This window comes from Seleniivibrio sp., assembly GCF_021209385.1.
Taxonomy (GTDB): domain Bacteria; phylum Chrysiogenota; class Deferribacteres; order Deferribacterales; family Geovibrionaceae; genus Seleniivibrio.
Genome location: NZ_JAJOIL010000028.1, coordinates 68,894 through 87,824 on the forward strand (window position 1 = coordinate 68,894; position 18,931 = coordinate 87,824).

Consider the following 18,931-nt stretch of genomic DNA (forward strand, 5'->3'; position numbering starts at 1 on the left):
GTCCATCCATGGACCTTTGGGGCAAACAAGCCCCCCCCCTCCCTCCGTTCACGCAAGCGGGTTTCATCCATGAGACCTCAAACTGATAACAAAGAGGAGAAAAGACCAGATTGCTTCGCCTTATTCCGTTTTTACACTTGCAAATCATTTGCAAAGATGTATCATAAGCACATGGAAAAATGTAAAGCAGACAACCTGCTCAAAACTACAAATACTGTCAGAACAGAGGCAAGAGAGACTATTCTCCACGCCGTGCTGGACAGCGAAAGACCACTATCTGCAAATGAATTGCATTTAATGGTAAAAGACAGAGGAATAGACCTCGCCACGGTATACCGTGCAATGAAGCTTTTTACCGAAAAAGGGCTTGTCCGCCCCGTACATGCGGACAGCGGACTTACATTTTACGAAAAGTCCTGCGAACACAACCCGCCGCACGCACATTTCATATGCGAGAGTTGCGGGGGGATAGAGTGTCTCAAACCATACGGATTCGACGAGTCCGCTTTTTTCATAAAGCTCGGACAGCAAAAAGAAGTGTCGTCCGTAGAACTCATACTTAAAGGAAGGTGCAGCTCATGCGCAAGTTAGCTCTGTTTATGTGTGCCGTACTCATTGCGGCGCCTGCATTTGCGAAGATGAAAGTCTTCGTATCCATCGCCCCTCAGAAATATTTTGTTGAGCAGATAGCGAAGGACAAAGCGGATGTTTTTGTCCTTGTTCCTGCCGGTTCAAGCCCCCACTCATACGAACCCAAACCGAAGCAGATGACAGAGCTGGCTCAGTCGTCCATATACTTCTCAATCAGCGACCCGTCCGAACAGGCATGGCTGAAAAAGATAGCCGGAGTGAACAAAAACCTTAAAATTGTCGCTACGGACAAAGGGATAAAAAAACGTCAGATGGCAGAACACCATCACCACGACGAGGATGAAGGCGAAGAGGAACACGGACACGAACACCACGATCATGACGATCACGATGATCATGAAGGAATGGCAGACCCGCACATATGGCTTGACCCTGTACTTGTAATGGCGCAGGCAAAAAATATTGCCGCCGCTCTTTCACAGGCAGACCCCATGAACAAGAATTTCTATGCCGCAAACCTGAACGGCTTCATGAACAACCTCAGAATCCTTGACCAGCAGATATCAAGGATAACTCAGGCGTCAAAGAATAAAAAATTCATGGTATTCCACCCGTCATGGGGCTATTTCGCCGACAGGTATAAACTGACACAGGTGTCTGTTGAAATAGACGGCAAATCCCCGAAACCCGCCGAGTTGGCAAAGCTCATAGACACAGCGAAAAAAGAGAAACTGAAAACGATATTCGCACAGCCTCAGTTTTCAAAGAAAGAGGTTGAGACCATAGCCAAAGAGACCGGCGCAAAGGTTGTCATGATTGATCCTCTCGCCCCCGACTGGGAAAACAGTATGCTTAAAACTGCAAAGGCAATCGCAGGACAATAGAAAAAGGCGGGACACAACCCGCCTATTTTATGAAATAGAAATTAACGCCGTCCATGTCTCTTATCTCAAGATGTTCCGTCGGAATCTCCGCCAGCACAGCTTCAACATCCGCTTTCGGCACGCCGAACACCATTGATATATCTGCAACACTGCACGGACGCATACTGATAAGCCTTTCAAGTTCCGCGCGGGTCATACTCCCGCCGGAGAAATCCTTTATATAGTTGCTGACAGGTTCAACCCGTATGCCTTTTTTTGACAGAAACAGAGCCGCTTCCAGCAGGAAAGAACTGCCCACCGCCTTCGCACTGGAAAAAGCAGGCGGACGATGCACGGTGTTAAGCTGAACCTTCTCATATCTGCATCTTTTTATTATATCAGCGATTTTTCCGAGTTCCTCAAAATTGTCGTTTATCCCTTCACAAAGCAGTATCTCAATAAGCAGTCTGCCCTGATATTCGTTGGAAAACGTCACCACAGCTTCGTTCACATCCTCAATCTTAAGAGAAGGATGAGGGATACATATCATCCTGAAAGTTTCCTGCGTCGCCGCGTCGATACTGGGAACAACAACATCCGCCGCCATAAGTTCCTCGCGAACCTGCGGATCGGTGAAAAGCGTGCTGTTTGTCAGTACACCCACGGGAACCTTGCTTATCTGTTTAATTTTTCGTATCAGATAACCCAGATCTGAACATAAGGTCGGCTCTCCGGAGCCTGTAAGCGTAACAATATCAAGCCCATGCTCAAGCGATGGATAACATTGGCTGAATTCATTTATTATATCTTCAGGATCATTAAAACGCTGTCTCATAATAGAGCATTGTGTAGTCCTCCCCACTTCGCAGTATATGCAGTTGAGCGAACATACCTTGGAAGGGACTATGTCAATCCCCAGTGAACGCCCCAACCTCCTTGATGGTACTGGACCAAACAAAAATCTGTATCCTTCGGATTTGCCATACATATCTTTTCACCCTGTTTTAGACAAAAGTTTAAATTTATTGTAATACTACTGTGCAAAAACACAAGAATCAGTTTATAATGTATTTATATAGAAAACCGTTTCAGGAGGTCTGTGATGAGTCTTAAAGAAGTCCTGCGAACCTGCGGTGTCAGCAGAAGAGAGTTTCTGCAATACTGCACCGCAGTCAGCGCCACCCTTGCGCTGCCGCAGACGTTCGCTCCGCAGATTGCCGAGGCTCTTGAAAATGAAGATAGCCGTCCTTCCGTTATATGGATGGAATTTCAGAGCTGCTCAGGTGATTCAGAAGCGATTCTGCGTTCGGGTCGTCCGAAAATTGGAGAAATCGTCCTCGATGTCCTTTCCGTGGACTACATGGAAGTTATTATGGCGGCGTCAGGACACCTTGCCGAAGAAGCAAAAGAACAGGCAATGGAAAAGAATATGGGCAAATACCTGCTCGTCATAGAGGGTGCGATTCCCGTTGACGACGACGGAGTATATTGCTGTATTGCCGGCGATTCTGCCATCAACCACCTTAAAAAAGCTGCCGCAGGAGCCGCTGCTGTCATAGCCGTCGGAAACTGCGCATCATTCGGCGGAATACCAGCCGGAAACCCCAATCCCACGGGAGCGAAAGGCGTTCAGGATGTCGTAAGCGGAAAACCCGTTGTGAACCTGCCCGGCTGCCCCTGCAATGCGGACAACATCACCGCCCTGGTGGTGCATTATCTCGTGTTCGGAGACCTGCCGGCACTGGACAGACACCTCCGCCCGAAATTCGCATACGGAAAGCGCATCCATGACAACTGCGAGCGCCGGGGTCATTTCGACGCCGGACAGTATGTCGACGCATGGGGCGACGATGCCCACAAAAAGGGCTGGTGTCTTTACAAAATGGGCTGCAAAGGTCCCGAATCGTTCCACAACTGCCCCACCATACGCTACAACGACGGCATAAGCTGGCCTGTAATGGCTGGTCACGGCTGTGTCGGCTGTTCGGAACCGGGCTTTATGGATACTATGGCGCCGTTCTATCAGCGCCTCCCCAATATTCCTGGATTCGGTGTTGAATCTCAGGCAACCAAGATCGGCATGAAACTTGCCGGTGCCGTCGCCGCTATATTCACGGTTCACGGAATTGTCAATCTGATACGCAACAAAGGCATGGTCAAAAAGGTCGAATCCGAACACCTTGACCGTGAAAAAACGGAAGAAGGGGGCAAATAATGTCTGACAGGATAGTTGTAGACCCTATCACCAGAATAGAGGGTCACCTGCGCATTGAGGCAAAGGTTGAAAACGGCGTTATCACAGACGCATTTTCAAGCGGCACAATGTTCAGAGGTATTGAAAAAATCCTTCAGGGCAGAGACCCCAGAGATGCGTGGTACATCACACAGAGATTCTGCGGCGTCTGCACCACGGTACACGCAATAGCATCCATCCGCGCAGTTGAAAACGCACTGGACATCCATGTGCCTTACAACGCGGAACTGATGCGCAATATAATAATGGGTTCCCAGTGCGTACAGGATCACGTTATCCACTTTTATCACCTGCACGCTCTGGACTGGGTGGACATCACATCCGCCCTTCAGGCAGACCCTGCGAAAACAGCACAGCTTCAGCAGTCTGTTTCCGACTGGAAATACAGCAGCGAGGCGTATTTCAAATCAGTTAAGGACAAGCTCACCGCATTTGTGAACACCGGAAAACTCGGTCCCTTTGCAAACGCATACTGGGGACACAGTGCATACAAACTGCCGCCGGAAGCAAACCTGATGGCAGCGGCGCACTATCTTCAGGCGCTTGAGATACAGAAAGAAATCATCAAGATACACGCCGTTCTCGGTTCAAAGAACCCCCACCCGCAAACGTTCCTTGTGGGCGGAATGGCTCTTCCCATCGACCCCAACAGCCAGAACGGACTTAATGCCGACCGTATCGCCATGATTAAGGAATACAACAATATCGCGAAGGAGTTCGTTGAAAAGGTGTATATCCCCGACGTGCTTGCGGTTGCCCCCTTCTATCTGGACTGGGCTGGCATCGGCGCCGGACATAAAAACTATATGTCATACGGCGAATACCCCGAAACGAACAAGGGATACCCTTATGACATGTGGCTCCCCTCAGGTATAATCATGGGCGGAGACCTCTCCAATATAATGGAGGTTGACCAGACCAAGATAGCCGAGGACACAGCCCACTCATGGTATGCGGATAAAGACGCAAAACACCCATACGAGGGTGCCAGCGAAAAACGCTACACAGGGCCTAAGCCTCCGTATCAGTTCCTTGAAGTTGAAAAAGACTATTCATATGTAAAATCACCCCGCTACAACGGCGCACCCATGGAGGTAGGACCGCTGGCAAGGGTTCTTATTGCCTATGCAAAAGGACACAAAGAGATAAAACCTGTTGTGGATTCCGTGCTGGCAAAACTGGGCGCAGGTCCCGAAGCGCTGTTCTCAACTCTGGGGCGTACTGCCGCAAGAGCTATTGAGACCCTTGTCATCGTTAACCGCATCGACAAATGGATAGCCGACCTTTCGGAAAACGTGCGCGCAGGGGACTATTCAACCCACGCCGGAGAAAAATGGGAACCTGCATCATGGCCTAAAAAAGCGATGGGCTACGGATGGCACGAAGCACCAAGAGGTGCGCTGGGTCACTGGATAGTCATTGAAGACGGAAAGATAAAGAACTATCAGGCTGTAGTTCCGTCAACATGGAACGCAGGACCTATGGACAAGGGTGACATCCACGGTCCCTATGAGCAGTCCCTCATCGGAACACCCATAGCAGACCCGGACAAGCCCCTTGAAATACTCAGAACCATCCACTCGTTCGACCCGTGTCTCGCATGTGCGATACACCTTACGGATGAAAAGGGGATAGAGATAACGAAAGTACAGGTACTTTAAAAGAAAGAAGGCAGACCCTAGGGTCTGCCTTCGCTTTTATCAGGTTGCAACGCGCATACGCGCGATCTTGTTATAAAGTGACTGTCCTCTCCGGCGGGCAGTGAAAATCCCTCAGGATACCCTTCACCGACATCCAGTATCAGCTGGGTGTGCTTCCACACCTCATACTGCCTGAAGTCGATATAGAACGGACATCCGCCCACTTCTCCGAGAAGAACATCATTCTCGCTGATGATGAATTCGTCTTTGCCGAAGCACATGGGCAGACTGCCGTCACAGCATCCGCCGGACTGGTAGAACATGATGGTATCATGTTTCTCCAGAAGTTTTTCTATTGCCTCAAGAGCTGCAGGTGTGGCGACAACCGCGGGTTCACCTGTTGACGTTTTCATCTTGCCACCTCTTTTTAGAAGAATCCCAGAGCATTAGGGCTGTAGCTGACCAGAAGGTTCTTGGTCTGTGTGTAATGCTCAAGCATCATCTGATGGTTTTCCCTTCCGACACCGGATATTTTATACCCGCCGAAAGCTGCGCCTGCGGGATACATGTGATAACAGTTGGTCCATACGCGTCCCGCTTTTATAGCACGACCCATGCGGTATGCAAGGCTTCCGTTTCTTGTCCAGACGCCTGCACCGAGACCGTACAGGGTGTCGTTTGCAATGCTGAGAGCTTCCGCTTCGTCTTTAAACGTTGTAACGGCAAGCACAGGGCCGAATATCTCTTCCTGGAACACACGCATCTTGTTGTCTCCTTTCAGAACTGTCGGCTCGAAGAAATATCCTTCCGCAAATTCTCCGCCGAGAACGTTGCGTTTACCGCCGATGAGACACTGTGCGCCTTCCTGTTTACCGATATCAACATAACCGCTTATTTTCTCAATCTGCTGTTTGGAAACCTGCGGTCCGATCATTGTAGACGTATCAAGAGGGTTGCCCTGAACGATCTTTTCTATGCGTTTGAGGCAACGCTCCATGAACTTGTCATAGATTGATTCCTGAATGAGTGCACGGGAGGGACAAGTACACACCTCGCCTTTATTGAAAGCGTAAAGGACAAGTCCTTCAACAGCTTTGTCAAGGAATGCGTCGTCAGCCGCCATAACGTCTTCAAAGAAGATGTTGGGAGACTTTCCGCCAAGCTCTGTCGTGGACGGAATGAGGTTCTGCGCGGCATACTGCATTATCAGTCTGCCTGTGGTGGTTTCGCCTGTGAAGCCTATCTTTGCAATACGAGGGCTTGTCGCAAGCGCCTTGCCTATCTCTCCTCCGGGTCCTGTGATAACGTTGATTACGCCGGGAGGCACAACGCCCTGAATAACTTCCATAAGCTTAAGGATAGACCAGGGTGTCGGTGATGCTGGCTTGATCACCGTACAGTTTCCCGCCGCCAGAGCGGGAGCTATCTTCCATGCAGCCATGAGGAGGGGAAAGTTGAAAGGAATTATCTGTCCGACAACTCCCAGTGGTTCGTGGAAATGGTATGCAACCGTATCTTTATCAATTTCTGTTAACGTCCCTTCAAGAGATCTTGTGGCTCCCGCGAAATAGCGGAAGTGATCCACAGCCAGAGGAATGTCCGCCGCCAGTGTCTCGCGGACAGGTTTTCCGTTTTCCCAGCTTTCCGCAACAGCGATCATTTCAAGGTTTGCTTCAATTGCGTCAGCTATTTTGTTAAGAACCGCGGCTCTCTCTGCAAGAGATGCCGAACCCCATGCGTCTTTCGCCTTATGAGCGGCATCAAGAGCCAGATCGACATCCGCTGCCGATGATTTGGCTACTTCGCAAAAGGGTTTTCCTGTGGACGGACTGATATTGGGCATATACTGCCCGCTGAGAGGTGCCACCCACTCACCGCCGATAAAGTTATCATAGCGGGGTTTTAGTGATACAATACTTCCTGCCTTTCCAGGTGCTTCGTAAATCTTTCCCATTGCTACCTCCATAGCTGTTGATACAAGATTTTTTTTTGCCAGAGGCTCTGCCTCTCCGGAAATTCTTTAAGAAGTGTATTCGGAGTAATTTGCTCCGAATGCATCTATTATAATAATAGCCCCGTATGTCAAAGCGTCAAGCCAATGAAGGCAGGTTATTTCCAAAACGGAACCATTATATATACTATGTATTATATACCCGTTAGAACACTCAACAATCGTTTAGTTCAAAAAAGTATAACGCACCCTTTTTATTTTTATTTCAGTCTTCCTTTCATTGACTATATCTATACGCTGTAGTATCGTGAAAAGTAATTTTGTCTAAAATGAAGGTGCTTATATGCTGAAAAAATACCTCATGGCTCCCGGACCGACACCCGTTCCGGAAAGAGTGCTCCTTGAAATGGCGAAACCCGTCATCTACCACAGAACAGATGAATTTTCCAAAACCTTTGCACAAGCCGCAGAAGGACTTAAAAAGGTATTCAATACAAAGAAAGAGGTTCTGATGCTCGCCGGAAGCGGTACAGCCGCTATGGAAGCAGCCATCATCAATACCCTGAACCCCGGCGACAAGGTTCTGGTCATTGATGCGGGCAAATTCGGACAGCGCTGGAAAAACATATCAAAAACGTTCGGCATGGACGTGCATGTCATTGAAATGGAATGGGGCACATCTGCCGACCCGGCACAGGTTGAAAGCTTCCTCATCGCAAATCCCGACACAAAAGCTGTCATGATTCAGGGAAGCGAAACCTCAACCACGGCTTACCATCCCATTAAAGAGATAGCGAAAATAATCTCCACAAAAGACGACACTATATTTATAGTTGACGGTATCACATCCATCGGTGTTCACGAAACAATGATGGACGAATGGGGCATCGACATAGCCGTTACAGGCTCACAGAAAGCACTTATGCTGCCCCCCGGTCTCGCCTTCATTGCCCTCAGCGACAAGGCATGGAGATTCTGCGAAAAAGCGACCATCCCCAGATATTACCTCGACCTCAAGCGCGAGCTTAAATCTCAGCGCGAGGCGACTACCGCATACACTCCCGCTGTGACCATCATCAACGGACTCAAAGTTGTTCTGGACATGATGGAGGAAGAGGGACTGGCAAACGTATACAAACGCCATCAGATAAACGGCGACGCAACAAGAGCCGCTGTTCAGGCGATGGGCTTTAAACTTCTGCCCACAGGCACACCTTCAAACGCGGCGACAGGTTTTTACCTGCCCGAAGGTTTTGAAGGCGGAAAATTCGCCAAGTTCATGCGTGAAAAGGTCGGCATAACCTACGCAGGCGGACAGGATCACCTTAAAGGTAAAATAATCCGCGTCTCCCACCTCGGCTACCATGACGCGTTCGACACAATCGTCGCTATCAGCGGTCTTGAAATGGGACTCGCTAAATTCGGCGTTAAGTTTGACATGGGAGCAGGTGTAAAAGCCGCGCAGGAAATACTGAAAAACTACATCGGTGAATAAATGGTACGCAATATGATGCCGAACTCCGCGGGAAACATTGCCCCCGGCAGATCGGTCAAAATGAACCGCATCGAAAACACAATAAAGGAAGTCGTCAAGTCATACGGGTATATGGATATTTTCCTGCCCATCTATGAGTATTACGATATGCTCAAAGACACAATGCACAACTTCCGCGACGAAAACATAATCCGTTTCATAGACCGCAACACCGGAAAATCTCTGGTTCTGCGTCCGGACTTCACACCGCAGGTGGCAAGGTATTTCGCAAACTACATGAACGATTTCCCTCTGCCCATCCGCCTTTCGTACAACGGGCGGGTGTTCCGCAACGTTGATCTGGACAAGGGCGTTAAGTCCGAAAAACTTCAGGTGGGCGCGGAGCTGTTCGGCAACAGCAGACTGGAAGCCGACACGGAAATGCTCCTTATGGCGAAGCGCGTCTTTGAAAAGCTCAATATCGAAGGCTGTAAATACGTCTTCGGTCACAGCAGTTTTACACGCAGAGCGCTGGAACTTGCCGGCGAACATAAAGAAGAATATCACAAACACCTCGCCGCAAAGAACATAACCGCCGTTGCGGAACTGTTCAAAGGCGACAACGACCCTGAAAAATTCCTCAGGCATCTGCCCAAAGCCTTCGGCGGTATCGAAACAGTGCGCGAACTGGCAGAAAAATGCCGCTTCGACAAAGAGCTTGCGGAGAGCGTCGATTATATAGTGACACTCTTCAAAAAACTCATAGCCCTCGGGCTGGATGCAAAATCACTCGTATTTGACGCATCCGAATCGGCAGGACTTGAATATTACACAGGTATCACACTCAGCGTTCTCCACGCGAAAATAGGCGAAAGCCTCGCGGTGGGCGGACGTTACGATAATCTTACAGAGAACTTCGGCAGAAAAGCATGCGCATGCGGCATGGTCTTCTATGTCGAAGAAATTTACAGCGTTGACGAATCCGACATGAGCCTGAAAGAGATAGACTGGCTTGTTGTCGGAAGCGAGAACCTCGGCAAATGCGAGGAACTTAGAGACAAAGGCTTCTCCGTTTTCTATGCAGAAGACGAAAAAGCAAAGTCTGAACTTGAGATCAGTTACAATTTCTTAAATACACTTTCGTGAGGTAGCAAAATGAGCTGTACAGTAGTTCTGGGAGCCCAGTGGGGCGACGAGGGAAAAGGAAAGGTCGTAGACCTCAGCACAGTTGACGCAGACGTGGTAGTCCGCTATTCCGGCGGTCACAACGCAGGTCACACAGTTGTCGTCGGCGACACAAAATACATACTCCACCTTATCCCCTCCGGCATTATCCACAGAGGCAAGATAAACATTATCGGAAACGGTGTTGTCATCGCTCCCGACGCGCTCATCGAAGAGATGGAGATTCTTAAAAAACAGGGCGTTGTTTTCGATGAAAACTTTTACATCAGCAAACGCGCTCATGTGATCATGCCCTATCACAAGACCATAGACGTCCTCAGAGAAGAGATGAAAGGCAAAAAGAAGATCGGCACCACAGGAAGGGGTATCGGTCCCACATACGCCGATAAATCCGCCAGAACAGGTATCAGAATATGTGACCTGTACGACGATGAAGTTTTCCGTGAAAAACTGGAACAGAACGTCCGCGAAGTGAACTTTCTTATGGAGCACCTCTTCAAACAGGACAAAATCGACGCAGAAAGAATCTTTAAACAATATAAAGAATACGCAGAGTACATCAGACCCTACGTCGCAGAAACATCCGAAATGGTCACAGACCTTTACGACGCAGGTAAAAAGATAATGATGGAAGGCGCACAGGGAACAATGCTCGACCTCGACTTCGGAACATATCCCTATGTAACATCCAGCAGCGCATCCGCAGGCGGCGCATGTACAGGTTCCGGTCTGTCACCACGCAAGATAGACAACGTTCTTGGCGTTGTGAAAGCATATTCCACACGCGTGGGCAGCGGACCCTTCCCCACTGAACTTCTCGGTCAGGACGGCGAAGATCTGCGTCAGGCAGGACATGAATTCGGTGCAACAACCGGCAGACCCAGAAGATGCGGCTGGCTCGACCTCGTCTCCCTTAAGTTCTCCGTGTCTATAAACGGCATAAACCTCATCGCACTTACTAAGCTCGACGTCCTCTCAGGACTGGATAAGATCAGAGTTTGTACAGCTTACGAGTACGACGGTAAGGTTCTTGACAAATTCCCCGCAGAACTTAAATATCTCGACGAGTGCGTACCTGTTTATACTGACTTCGACGGATGGAAAGAAGACCTTACAACTGTAAAAAGCTACGATGAACTGCCTGCGAACGCGAAAAAATATGTACAGTTTATCAGCGATTTCCTGAAAGTTCCCTATGCACTTGTGAGCCTCGGAACCGACAGAGAGCAGACAATAAAATTAAATGAACTTTTTTGATAAAAAGTAGTTGACATCAATTTATCACTTTGGTATAACCTACCTCTCGCGTGGGTGACCAAACGTTGCTTGAACGGGAAAAACTAAAGTGATACGAGCCATTAGCTCAGTCGGTAGAGCAATTGCCTTTTAAGCAATGGGTCGTTGGTTCAAGTCCAACATGGCTCACTTTTATATGTCTCCATCGTCTAGCCCGGCCTAGGACATCGGCCTTTCACGCCGACGACAGGGGTTCGAATCCCCTTGGAGACGTTTTAAAAAAATAGGTGCCAAGGCTTCAGGATGAAGCCCGCGGAGCGTAAGCGGAACGAAGGCTTTTGCCTGAGAGCAGCGGCATCGAAAATTTTCCATTGACGGAAAATTTTTGCAAAGTATAATCGGGTGGTTAGCTCAGCTGGGAGAGCATCGGCCTTACAAGCCGAGGGTCGCAGGTTCGATCCCTGCACTACCCATTTTTTTAACAGGGGGCGTAGTTCAGTTGGTTAGAACGCTGGCCTGTCACGTCAGAGGTCGAGGGTTCGAGTCCCTTCGTCCCCGTCCTGTTAAAAAAGCGAAAAGCCTGTCTTCGGACAGGCTTTTTTATTTGTATCCATTAATCTTTAACTTCTGTACATTTCCTGAAAAAATCCGCGACGTCCGGTTTACTCATCTCACTTTCCGCGACAGATAAAACCATCTCAGCAAATGTCTCCTGAGAAACATTTAACAAATAGCCGTTAAAATGAAGAAACATCAACGCAGATACAGCTCCGGTGCGTTTGTTTCCGTCAACAAACGGGTGATTATTAACTATATGATATAGGTAGGCTGCTGCTATCTCATAAACATCACCATGAAGGTAGCTATCGTCAAAAGATGCCTGAGGCATACTGCAAGCCGATTCCAAAAGAGACATATCGCGAATACTTGCATCTCCTCCATAGAGATGAATCTGATTTGCATGAATCTCCAAGACCTCTGATAGTGTTAAGAAGTTATAATCCATTACTCAGCCAATTTCCTAAGAGCATCAGAGTACTGCTCATTAATATCTTTAAGTGCCTTGTCAAAAGCGTTTTGCCTTTCGTCATCAGTAACCGGAGTCAGAATAAGTGCTTTGCCATCAGTAGTGATTTTGAACTGTGTCTTGGCATCCGCTCCCAGAAGTTCAAGAACAGGTTTTTCTATAACCAGAGCAAGGCTGTTTCCATGTTTTGTGAGATTTTTTATCATACATCACCGTATATACAATGTTATAACAAAAATATAATTCCTCTACTATTTATTGTCAATCTTCTGACCACAATTTTATTTCCACTTTTAAAATCTATGCTACAATAACGTCATGCTGAACAAACAGAAATTTCATCTTTTCAAAAACTGGGGATATGCCCTGCAAGGTCTGAAAGAGGTATTCCTCAACGAAAGCTCTTTCAAGCTCGAAGTGTATGTTTTCATTGCCCTTCTGATAGGCATAATCGCCGCTCCAATCCCCGTTCTCCACAAAGGTATACTCAGCACCTCAATGCTCATCCCTCTTGCGGCAGAGCTGGCAAACAGCGCCATAGAACGCACGGTGGATCTTGTCACCATGAGATACGACGAAAAAGCGAAACGGGCGAAGGATGCCGGAAGCGCACTGGTCTTCATGAGCTTCATCATCACAGGTCTCATCTGGTTCTGGACAATTTTTTCACTGTTTTTTGACTGATATCAATTTCATTCCTGCAAAGTCCACTATATTTACAAAAAACACGAGAAGGAGGAGACCATGCACGAAGGTTGCAGCGGTTCTTTTGAATCAGGAAAACAGGTAGTGGATAAATTGCGTATGATGGGTTTTTCAGAAGGAATGATGCCTCTGCCCCTGCAAATAACATGCGATAACTGCGGAAAAGAGTTTGAGATGACCACATTTGAAGCTAAATGCGAATGTGGAATGGTTTACGGTGTTACACCCTGTCACGCTTTCAGCGCCGAACACGTTCAGGCGGCTGGTGTGGAATATTAAGAATCATATATAGACTGCTTCGTCATTTCATTCCTCGCAGAGACGTTAAGGCGTCTTTGCGAGCGAAGCGAAGCAATCTATTCCAGATTCTTTAAAATTTTAATTTCCCTGCCCTGCACTTCGATGTAGCCCTCTTCCTGCAATTTCTTAAGTATACGGGAAAAGGTTTCGGCGGTAGTGCCGAGAAGAAGCGCAAGCTCACCCTTCGGCACCGGCAGTTTCACCACTGCTGATTCTTTCTTCTTCTGGGATTTCAGCCAGTTCACAAGCCTAGCCCGCACGTCGTTAACGGTGAGGCTCTCAATCAGGTTTACAAAATATTTGATACGCTTTGAAAGTGCTCCTATGAGCTTCATGGACACCTTAGGATCCTTTGATATGACCTCTTCCAGCCTGTGCGCGTCTATCTCAAGGAGTTCACACTCTTCAAGTGTCATGGATGTCACTGGATATTTCAGTCCGAGCTGTAAAAGAATCTCGGCAAATATCTCACCTGAACGCACAAAATGGACGACTGCCTCTCTGCCTTCGTCGTTGGTGCGGAAAAGCTTTATACTGCCCTTCACGAGGAAATAGACTGTACTGCCCTCCTGCCCCTCAACGAACAGAATACTCTTCTTCTCCGCCGTTCTGTGGCGGCAGATGGTATCCAGCACCTTCATAAGTTCGGGATCGGCTGAGCCGAAAAACCCCGCCGCAAATTGTTTGACTGCTTCCTGTTTGTTCATATCAGAATTATAGCATAGATCATTTAAATGTAAATTTCAGTGTGTCCTGCGCCTTGTTATCAGGGCAAGCGTCCACGCAGTCGCCGCAGTTGTTGCAGTGTGCCGATTCGCCCATTGTCATGGGGTTTATCATCATGGGGCAGCTTCTTACGCATGACATGCAGTTTGAGCAGTCCTCTTTTACTTTTCGCACCGTCATGCCCCTTTTGGAGCGGAAGAACGACAGAAACGTTCCCGTGGGGCAGAAAAATCTGCACCAGAACCGGAAATAGAAAAATTCCAGAAGAAGAAGCACTGCGACAAACACAAGCTCGAACGTGACATAATGGAATTTTACAATCACCATCGCCTGTGTGGATATAACACCCGGTGCGGATATCAGGTTCAGTATCGGCACGCCTGCTATCGCCATAAGCACAAGTCCGGCGAACAGAAATATATATCTCACTCTCGCCTGTCTGATATGTATGTTTTCAGAGTATTTCGGTTTATACGCTTTCAGTTTCAGTTTTCTGCGAAGCCATGACATGAACTCCGCGCAGAGGTAATAAGGACAGAACCAGCTGCACCACACCCGCCCCAAAAGGAGCATCAGCACAATGGGAATCACAACCGAACCAAGCATATATTCATTCACCCGTCCGGCGGCTATCATGGATTGAAAAACAGCCAGCGGGTCTGCCATTGCGGCATCACCGATATCCATAGAGATGAACGTACCCTTTACAAAGTACAGCTCGAACACGTTCAGAACCGGTATGAAAAAAATGGCAAAAACCGTGAGTATCTGCGCCGCGCGCCTGTATATTTTAATCTTCATGGTTTAATACTGCTCATCATAATTTTCTGTGTTGTACTCGAAATCGGGCTTAACGTCCGACGAGTCTATCTTCTGCTTCTCCTCAAGGAGTTTTTCACCTTTCAGAGCATCAGCGCTCTTTTTCCGCTCCCGCCCGTGTACCTTCGAGCGTCTGCCGAAATATCCAGTGTTTTTGTCAACAGGCATACCTTCGGGATAGATTGCGATTGCTTTTTCCGGCGTGGCGGGGCATTTTTCCGTGCAGATGCCGCATCCCGTGCATTTGTCAGTCACCACAGGCAGTATGAATTTTTCCATTACGATGGCTTCATCGGTATAGGGGCAGACGTTATAGCAGGTGCCGCAGAGCTGTGCTGTACCCGTTGCCGAAACGCCCAGCATCTCGTCCTTATAATATAAGAAGTTAAGGCAGGTGTTCTGGTTGATAACGGCTATGCCCATGCGCACCTTTTTGCCGTCGGTGAGCTTCGGGTTAAGCGCTCCCGTTGGGCATACCTTCATGCACCGCATACAGAGGTAACATGCCTTGTTCTCCGGATAGATGTATGGAGTGCCTATCTGGAGTTTTTCAAACAGGTCTGCGCGTTCGATGGAATCGTACGGACAAACCTCTATGCAGCGTGCGCACCTTATGCACAGCTCCATAAAGGTCTCCTCTGATGCCGCACCGGGCGGGCGCAGTCTGTTCTTTTTATAGTAGTTTTTGAACGGATTGCTGTTCAGAAGCCCTTCAAACAGCTCCGTGAACCTGTTTCTCATCGTTCTTCGCGCTTTTTACTTTTAAAAAAGCCGTCCAGAGACGGAACCTTGTTGCCTGCCAGAATTTCTTCAACCTCGTCCTCAAAATGAAATATATGGTGAGCAACTTCGAGTATTTCGGGAAATCCGCGAAGGTCGGCGCATATCTTCTGAAGGTGTTCCTCGCCGTCCGCTTCGATGGCTATGATTATCTGCGTTTTGTCCTCGCTCACGGCGAAAACGTCTATATTATCGCTGAATTTCAGTATCTCTTTCGCTTTAGAATAGTTTTCGGGGTTTACATACACCACGCTTCCTGAAAAAATCATAAATAATCCTCCGATTGTATCAAATGAGACTGCCGCGTCGCGGCACTCCTCGCAGAGACATTCAAAAAAGCGCCCCGCCGTCGCGGGGCGCAAGAGGCGTATAAACTCCCTTAGGAGTATTTTGAATTTATGTCGCTGATTATGAACTTCTCTGCAACGTTCTTCGGTCCGGAGACTTTTTTAATCTTAACGGACGCGATCTTGAATTCAGGCTCGAAAGAGACCTCATCCACTGCGTCGTTGCACACAAAGTTGATCATGCGGATGAACGCCTGATCGTGCCACGGAACGAACAGTACACCCGGGAGCGTGCCTGTCACAATATGCGCGGGCATTACGCATTTGCCGCGTTTGCTTGCTATTTCAACCATATCGCCTGCCATAATGCCCGCCTTTTTCGCATCCGAGGGGTGGATCTCAACGTATGCGTTGGAGTGCGCTCTGGCTATCTCAGGGATACGCATTGTCATAGTGCCTGTGTGCCACTGCTCGATTACGCGACCAGTTGTGAGATAAAAAGGATATTCGGCATCAGGAACTTCCGCCGCTCCGGCATAGGGACGCATAAAGATGTTCGCCTTGCCCTCTTTTTTGGCATCGTTATAGAAGTTAACCTTTCTTGCCGGATCAAAGTTGTGTCCGAACTTCGCTTTGAATCCCTCATGGCTGAACATGGGGTCTTCCCCGCGGACATATCTTCTGTTTGTGCCTGGGTGGTCAACGGAAGGACAGGGCCACTGAAGTCCAGCTTTCTCCTTTTTAAGACGTGAATAGGGAGCGCCCTCAAATGTATGGTCTGTGTCTTTTGTGACGTATCTATAGTCATCCCATGCCATCTCGTTCATCTTCATTATGTCGTTTCCGTTCCACGGGATGAGTTTTTCCATGCCCATGCGCTTGGCTATCTGTGCGGCAATCCATATATCAGGTTTCGCCTGACCGACGGGTTCAACAGCTTTTTCGGTGAGCTGGCTTCTGCGCTCGGAACATCCGTAAACACCGCCCTTTTCATAAATGAACGCGGCGGGCAGAACAACGTCCGCAAGCTGAGTCGTGCGTGTCGGGAAGATATCGAGAACCACCATAAAGCTGTCCTGCATCCCCTTCACATATCGGTGGAGGTTGGGCAGCGACTGTGCAGGGTTTGTTGTGCAGACGAGCATAGCCTTAATGGGTTTGGACGCATCTGCCTCGCCGCCGAGCGAATCGAACATTTTCATTGTATGGAATCCGGGTTTCGGGTCTATCGTTCCGGGCTCGATGCCCCAGCATTTTTCAACGTGGGCGCGCCATGCGTCGTTTGCCACCGGTTTTGTGCCGGGGAGCAGGTGCGAAAGTGCGCCTGTTTCGCGCACACCGCCGCAAGCATTTGGCTGACCTGTCAGCGAGAATGAATCTGCACCGGGTTTGCAAATCTGACCTGTGATGAGGTGCAGGTTGTGGATAAGGTTGTTCGCCCATGTTCCTTTAACACGCTGGTTAAGTCCCATACACCACAGAGACATAGTGGCGTCGCTCTTTGCAAACCACTCCGCCGCCTGTTTGATGTTCTCTGCGGGACAACGGGTGAGTTTCTCGACCTTTTCAAGGGTGAAATCTTTCAGAAATTCCTTATATTCTGCAATGGTCTTTACTTCTTTACCGTTTGTAATTCTGGTGTTCTGCATCATGAATTTTTCATCATAAAGGTTGTTGTCGAGGATGTATTTTATCATTGCGTTGAACACTGCAAGGTCTGTTCCGGGGTCAACGGGGAGCCAAAGGTCGGCTATCTTCGTTGTTGATGTCTTTCTGGGTTCGCAGACGATAATCTTAACGTCGGGGTTGTTCAGCTTGTGGCGCATTATTCTGCGGAAAAGCACAGGGTGACATTCGCTGGTGTTTGACCCTGTAATGAACAGACATTTAGATTTTTCAATGTCCGCATAGGAACCAACAGGTTCGTCAGAACCGAATGTGCTGACATAGCCTGCAACAGCGGAAGCCATGCACAGACGGGGGTTGCCCTCAACCATATTTGTACGGAAACCGCCTTTGAAAAGCTTGTTAAAGGTGTATGTCTCCTCCGTAAGCGCCTGACCGGAACCGTAGTATCCCACTGCGTCCTTGCCGTATTTCTGACGGAAATATTTGAATTTATCTGTGACATAGGTGAGAGCCTCGTCCCATGAGACAGCTTTGAATTTGCCGTCCTTCTGGCGTATCATGGGAGCTTTCAGCCTGTCGGGGTGATACATACATTTATACGCGAGGAAACCCTTTACGCAGAGGAAACCGAAGTTTGTCTTCGCATCGGGGTTGCCCTTGATGGCGACGAGTTTTCCCTTCTTAACGCCGACGTATACGCCGCAGCCTGTTCCGCAGAAACGGCAGGTTCCTTTCACCCATTTGTCAACAGCCTCCGCCGCCTCAACGTTTTTGGGCAGAGCAACGCCAACGGAAGCAGCAGCCGCGGCCGCCATTGATGCTTTTATAAAATTTCTTCTTGTTATGTTCATCATAATTTAAGACCTTCCTTACTTAACATCTGTGGGGGTATAGCCCGCTTTATGTATCAGAAACGTGTGTGCCTTGTGGCATGTGATGCAGGTCACTTTAGGCGCGGTGTTCATCTCCGCCTCGTGGTCGTGACAGCCTATGCAGGTGAGCTGGTCGGGGGTCTTTTTAAAATTCTTTTCGTCACCGTGACAAACCTGACATTTAACGCCTGTAAACCCGTGGGCGCTCGACTCCCACTGTTGATATGCTTCCGGTGTCACATCGACATGACACTCGATACAATCTGCCGTACCCATTTTTTCAGGGTGTCCCTTCACTTTTGAACTCTTTGCCGACGCCGCGCCGAATGCGACGAGCGTGAGCAGCAAAATAAAAACAGCCAGTCTCTTGCCCATAAAAAATACCTCCGGTTATCGTTCGGGATGTTAACGTACTCAAGCCGCACTGGGTGCGGCATCTGGGGTAAGTAGTTTAACATCGTTATTTCTGATTCAAGACTAACGCTATTTTTGTAAATGAGGGATTAAGGTTGTAAGAGTACTGTAAATTATGTAAATACAGCTTATGACCGTTATTTATACTCTTTGACCGGTTGCTTATAAAGGCGCACGG

Annotated in this window: 20 protein-coding genes and 4 tRNA genes; 13 read left to right on the forward strand and 11 right to left on the reverse strand. The window is 48.5% G+C overall.

All coding sequences use genetic code 11. The features are described from left to right. The first annotated feature begins 171 nt into the window (after positions 1-171). Both LRY47_RS08895 and LRY47_RS08900 read left to right on the forward strand, forming a co-directional pair. Positions 172-591 carry a Fur family transcriptional regulator gene (locus LRY47_RS08895; protein ID WP_295224404.1) on the forward strand — a complete coding sequence of 140 codons (420 nt, stop codon included), beginning with the start codon at positions 172-174 and terminating at the stop codon, positions 589-591. Next, positions 579-1,475, forward strand: coding sequence for a zinc ABC transporter substrate-binding protein (locus LRY47_RS08900; protein ID WP_295224406.1), 897 nt, complete (start codon positions 579-581; stop codon positions 1,473-1,475). The genes LRY47_RS08895 and LRY47_RS08900 overlap by 13 nt, the downstream gene beginning before the upstream one ends. A 22-nt stretch (positions 1,476-1,497) precedes the next feature. Here the strand turns inward: LRY47_RS08900 and LRY47_RS08905 are convergent, their stop codons facing one another. Then, entirely contained in the window at positions 1,498-2,442 is a 945-nt protein-coding gene (locus LRY47_RS08905) for a radical SAM protein (RefSeq protein WP_295224408.1), read from the reverse strand. 114 nt (positions 2,443-2,556) lie between these two features. Between LRY47_RS08905 and LRY47_RS08910 the strand changes: the two genes are divergently transcribed. Beyond that, positions 2,557-3,669, forward strand: coding sequence for a hydrogenase small subunit (locus tag LRY47_RS08910; RefSeq protein WP_295224411.1), 1,113 nt, complete (start codon positions 2,557-2,559; stop codon positions 3,667-3,669). Beyond that, positions 3,669-5,369, forward strand: coding sequence for a nickel-dependent hydrogenase large subunit (locus tag LRY47_RS08915; protein ID WP_295224412.1), 1,701 nt, complete (start codon positions 3,669-3,671; stop codon positions 5,367-5,369). Before LRY47_RS08910 ends, LRY47_RS08915 begins: the two co-directional genes overlap by 1 nt. Before the next feature lie 17 nt (positions 5,370-5,386). Here LRY47_RS08915 and LRY47_RS08920 read toward each other — a convergent pair whose 3' ends face one another. Together LRY47_RS08920 and LRY47_RS08925 are read right to left on the reverse strand one after the other, a co-directional pair. Beyond that, the gene (locus LRY47_RS08920; RefSeq protein ID WP_295224413.1) at positions 5,387-5,761 is read right to left on the reverse strand and encodes a DUF779 domain-containing protein; all 375 of its coding nucleotides are present in this window, start codon (positions 5,759-5,761) and stop codon (positions 5,387-5,389) included. A gap of 14 nt (positions 5,762-5,775) precedes the next feature. Beyond that, the gene (locus LRY47_RS08925; RefSeq protein ID WP_295224415.1) at positions 5,776-7,302 is read right to left on the reverse strand and encodes an aldehyde dehydrogenase family protein; all 1,527 of its coding nucleotides are present in this window, start codon (positions 7,300-7,302) and stop codon (positions 5,776-5,778) included. A 340-nt stretch (positions 7,303-7,642) separates the two neighbouring features. Here LRY47_RS08925 and LRY47_RS08930 point away from each other — a divergent pair, with 340 nt between their 5' ends. The 7 genes from LRY47_RS08930 (at position 7,643) to LRY47_RS08960 (ending at position 11,752) form a co-directional block, all read left to right on the forward strand. Then, complete coding sequence (locus tag LRY47_RS08930; RefSeq protein ID WP_295224417.1) at positions 7,643-8,794, forward strand: alanine--glyoxylate aminotransferase family protein; 1,152 nt, start codon at positions 7,643-7,645, stop codon at positions 8,792-8,794. 12 nt (positions 8,795-8,806) lie between these two features. Further along, entirely contained in the window at positions 8,807-9,919 is a 1,113-nt protein-coding gene (locus LRY47_RS08935; protein WP_295224420.1) for an ATP phosphoribosyltransferase regulatory subunit, read from the forward strand. A 9-nt stretch (positions 9,920-9,928) separates the two neighbouring features. Continuing rightward, a complete protein-coding gene (locus LRY47_RS08940) occupies positions 9,929-11,215 on the forward strand; it encodes an adenylosuccinate synthase (protein WP_295224422.1) in 1,287 nt (428 codons plus the stop codon). A gap of 95 nt (positions 11,216-11,310) precedes the next feature. Continuing rightward, positions 11,311-11,383, forward strand: a tRNA-Lys gene (locus tag LRY47_RS08945). Between the two features lie 9 nt (positions 11,384-11,392). Beyond that, a tRNA-Glu gene (locus LRY47_RS08950) sits at positions 11,393-11,467 on the forward strand. Positions 11,468-11,594: 127 nt separating this feature from the next. After that, a tRNA-Val gene (locus tag LRY47_RS08955) sits at positions 11,595-11,667 on the forward strand. Between the two features lie 11 nt (positions 11,668-11,678). After that, a tRNA-Asp gene (locus LRY47_RS08960) sits at positions 11,679-11,752 on the forward strand. Between the two features lie 55 nt (positions 11,753-11,807). On the opposite strand, the gene LRY47_RS08965 is transcribed toward LRY47_RS08960, so the two are convergent. Both LRY47_RS08965 and LRY47_RS08970 read right to left on the reverse strand, forming a co-directional pair. Then, positions 11,808-12,200: a type II toxin-antitoxin system death-on-curing family toxin gene (locus LRY47_RS08965; protein ID WP_295224424.1), complete on the reverse strand. Its 393-nt coding sequence runs from the start codon at positions 12,198-12,200 to the stop codon at positions 11,808-11,810. Further along, complete coding sequence (locus LRY47_RS08970; protein WP_295224426.1) at positions 12,200-12,427, reverse strand: AbrB/MazE/SpoVT family DNA-binding domain-containing protein; 228 nt, start codon at positions 12,425-12,427, stop codon at positions 12,200-12,202. Before LRY47_RS08970 ends, LRY47_RS08965 begins: the two co-directional genes overlap by 1 nt. Before the next feature lie 112 nt (positions 12,428-12,539). Here LRY47_RS08970 and LRY47_RS08975 point away from each other — a divergent pair, with 112 nt between their 5' ends. Next, the gene (locus LRY47_RS08975) at positions 12,540-12,905 is read left to right on the forward strand and encodes a diacylglycerol kinase (protein ID WP_295224428.1); all 366 of its coding nucleotides are present in this window, start codon (positions 12,540-12,542) and stop codon (positions 12,903-12,905) included. 60 nt (positions 12,906-12,965) lie between these two features. Beyond that, entirely contained in the window at positions 12,966-13,205 is a 240-nt protein-coding gene (locus tag LRY47_RS08980) for a hypothetical protein (RefSeq protein WP_295224430.1), read from the forward strand. Between the two features lie 77 nt (positions 13,206-13,282). Here the strand turns inward: LRY47_RS08980 and LRY47_RS08985 are convergent, their stop codons facing one another. From LRY47_RS08985 to LRY47_RS09010, 6 genes are all read right to left on the reverse strand, one after another. Then, the gene (locus LRY47_RS08985; protein ID WP_295224432.1) at positions 13,283-13,933 is read right to left on the reverse strand and encodes a Crp/Fnr family transcriptional regulator; all 651 of its coding nucleotides are present in this window, start codon (positions 13,931-13,933) and stop codon (positions 13,283-13,285) included. Between the two features lie 19 nt (positions 13,934-13,952). Further along, positions 13,953-14,753 (reverse strand): 4Fe-4S binding protein, encoded by an 801-nt coding sequence (locus LRY47_RS08990; protein ID WP_295224434.1) that lies wholly within the window; start codon positions 14,751-14,753, stop codon positions 13,953-13,955. 3 nt (positions 14,754-14,756) lie between these two features. Continuing rightward, positions 14,757-15,512 carry a 4Fe-4S dicluster domain-containing protein gene (locus tag LRY47_RS08995; protein ID WP_295224436.1) on the reverse strand — a complete coding sequence of 252 codons (756 nt, stop codon included), beginning with the start codon at positions 15,510-15,512 and terminating at the stop codon, positions 14,757-14,759. Beyond that, entirely contained in the window at positions 15,509-15,820 is a 312-nt protein-coding gene (locus LRY47_RS09000) for a chaperone NapD (protein ID WP_295224438.1), read from the reverse strand. Before LRY47_RS09000 ends, LRY47_RS08995 begins: the two co-directional genes overlap by 4 nt. 110 nt (positions 15,821-15,930) lie before the next feature. Further along, the gene (locus LRY47_RS09005; RefSeq protein ID WP_366043571.1) at positions 15,931-18,318 is read right to left on the reverse strand and encodes a nitrate reductase; all 2,388 of its coding nucleotides are present in this window, start codon (positions 18,316-18,318) and stop codon (positions 15,931-15,933) included. Positions 18,319-18,336: 18 nt separating this feature from the next. After that, on the reverse strand, positions 18,337-18,714 hold the full coding sequence (locus LRY47_RS09010; protein WP_295224443.1) for a cytochrome c3 family protein: 378 nt from the start codon (positions 18,712-18,714) through the stop codon (positions 18,337-18,339). Positions 18,715-18,931: the final 217 nt, after the last annotated feature.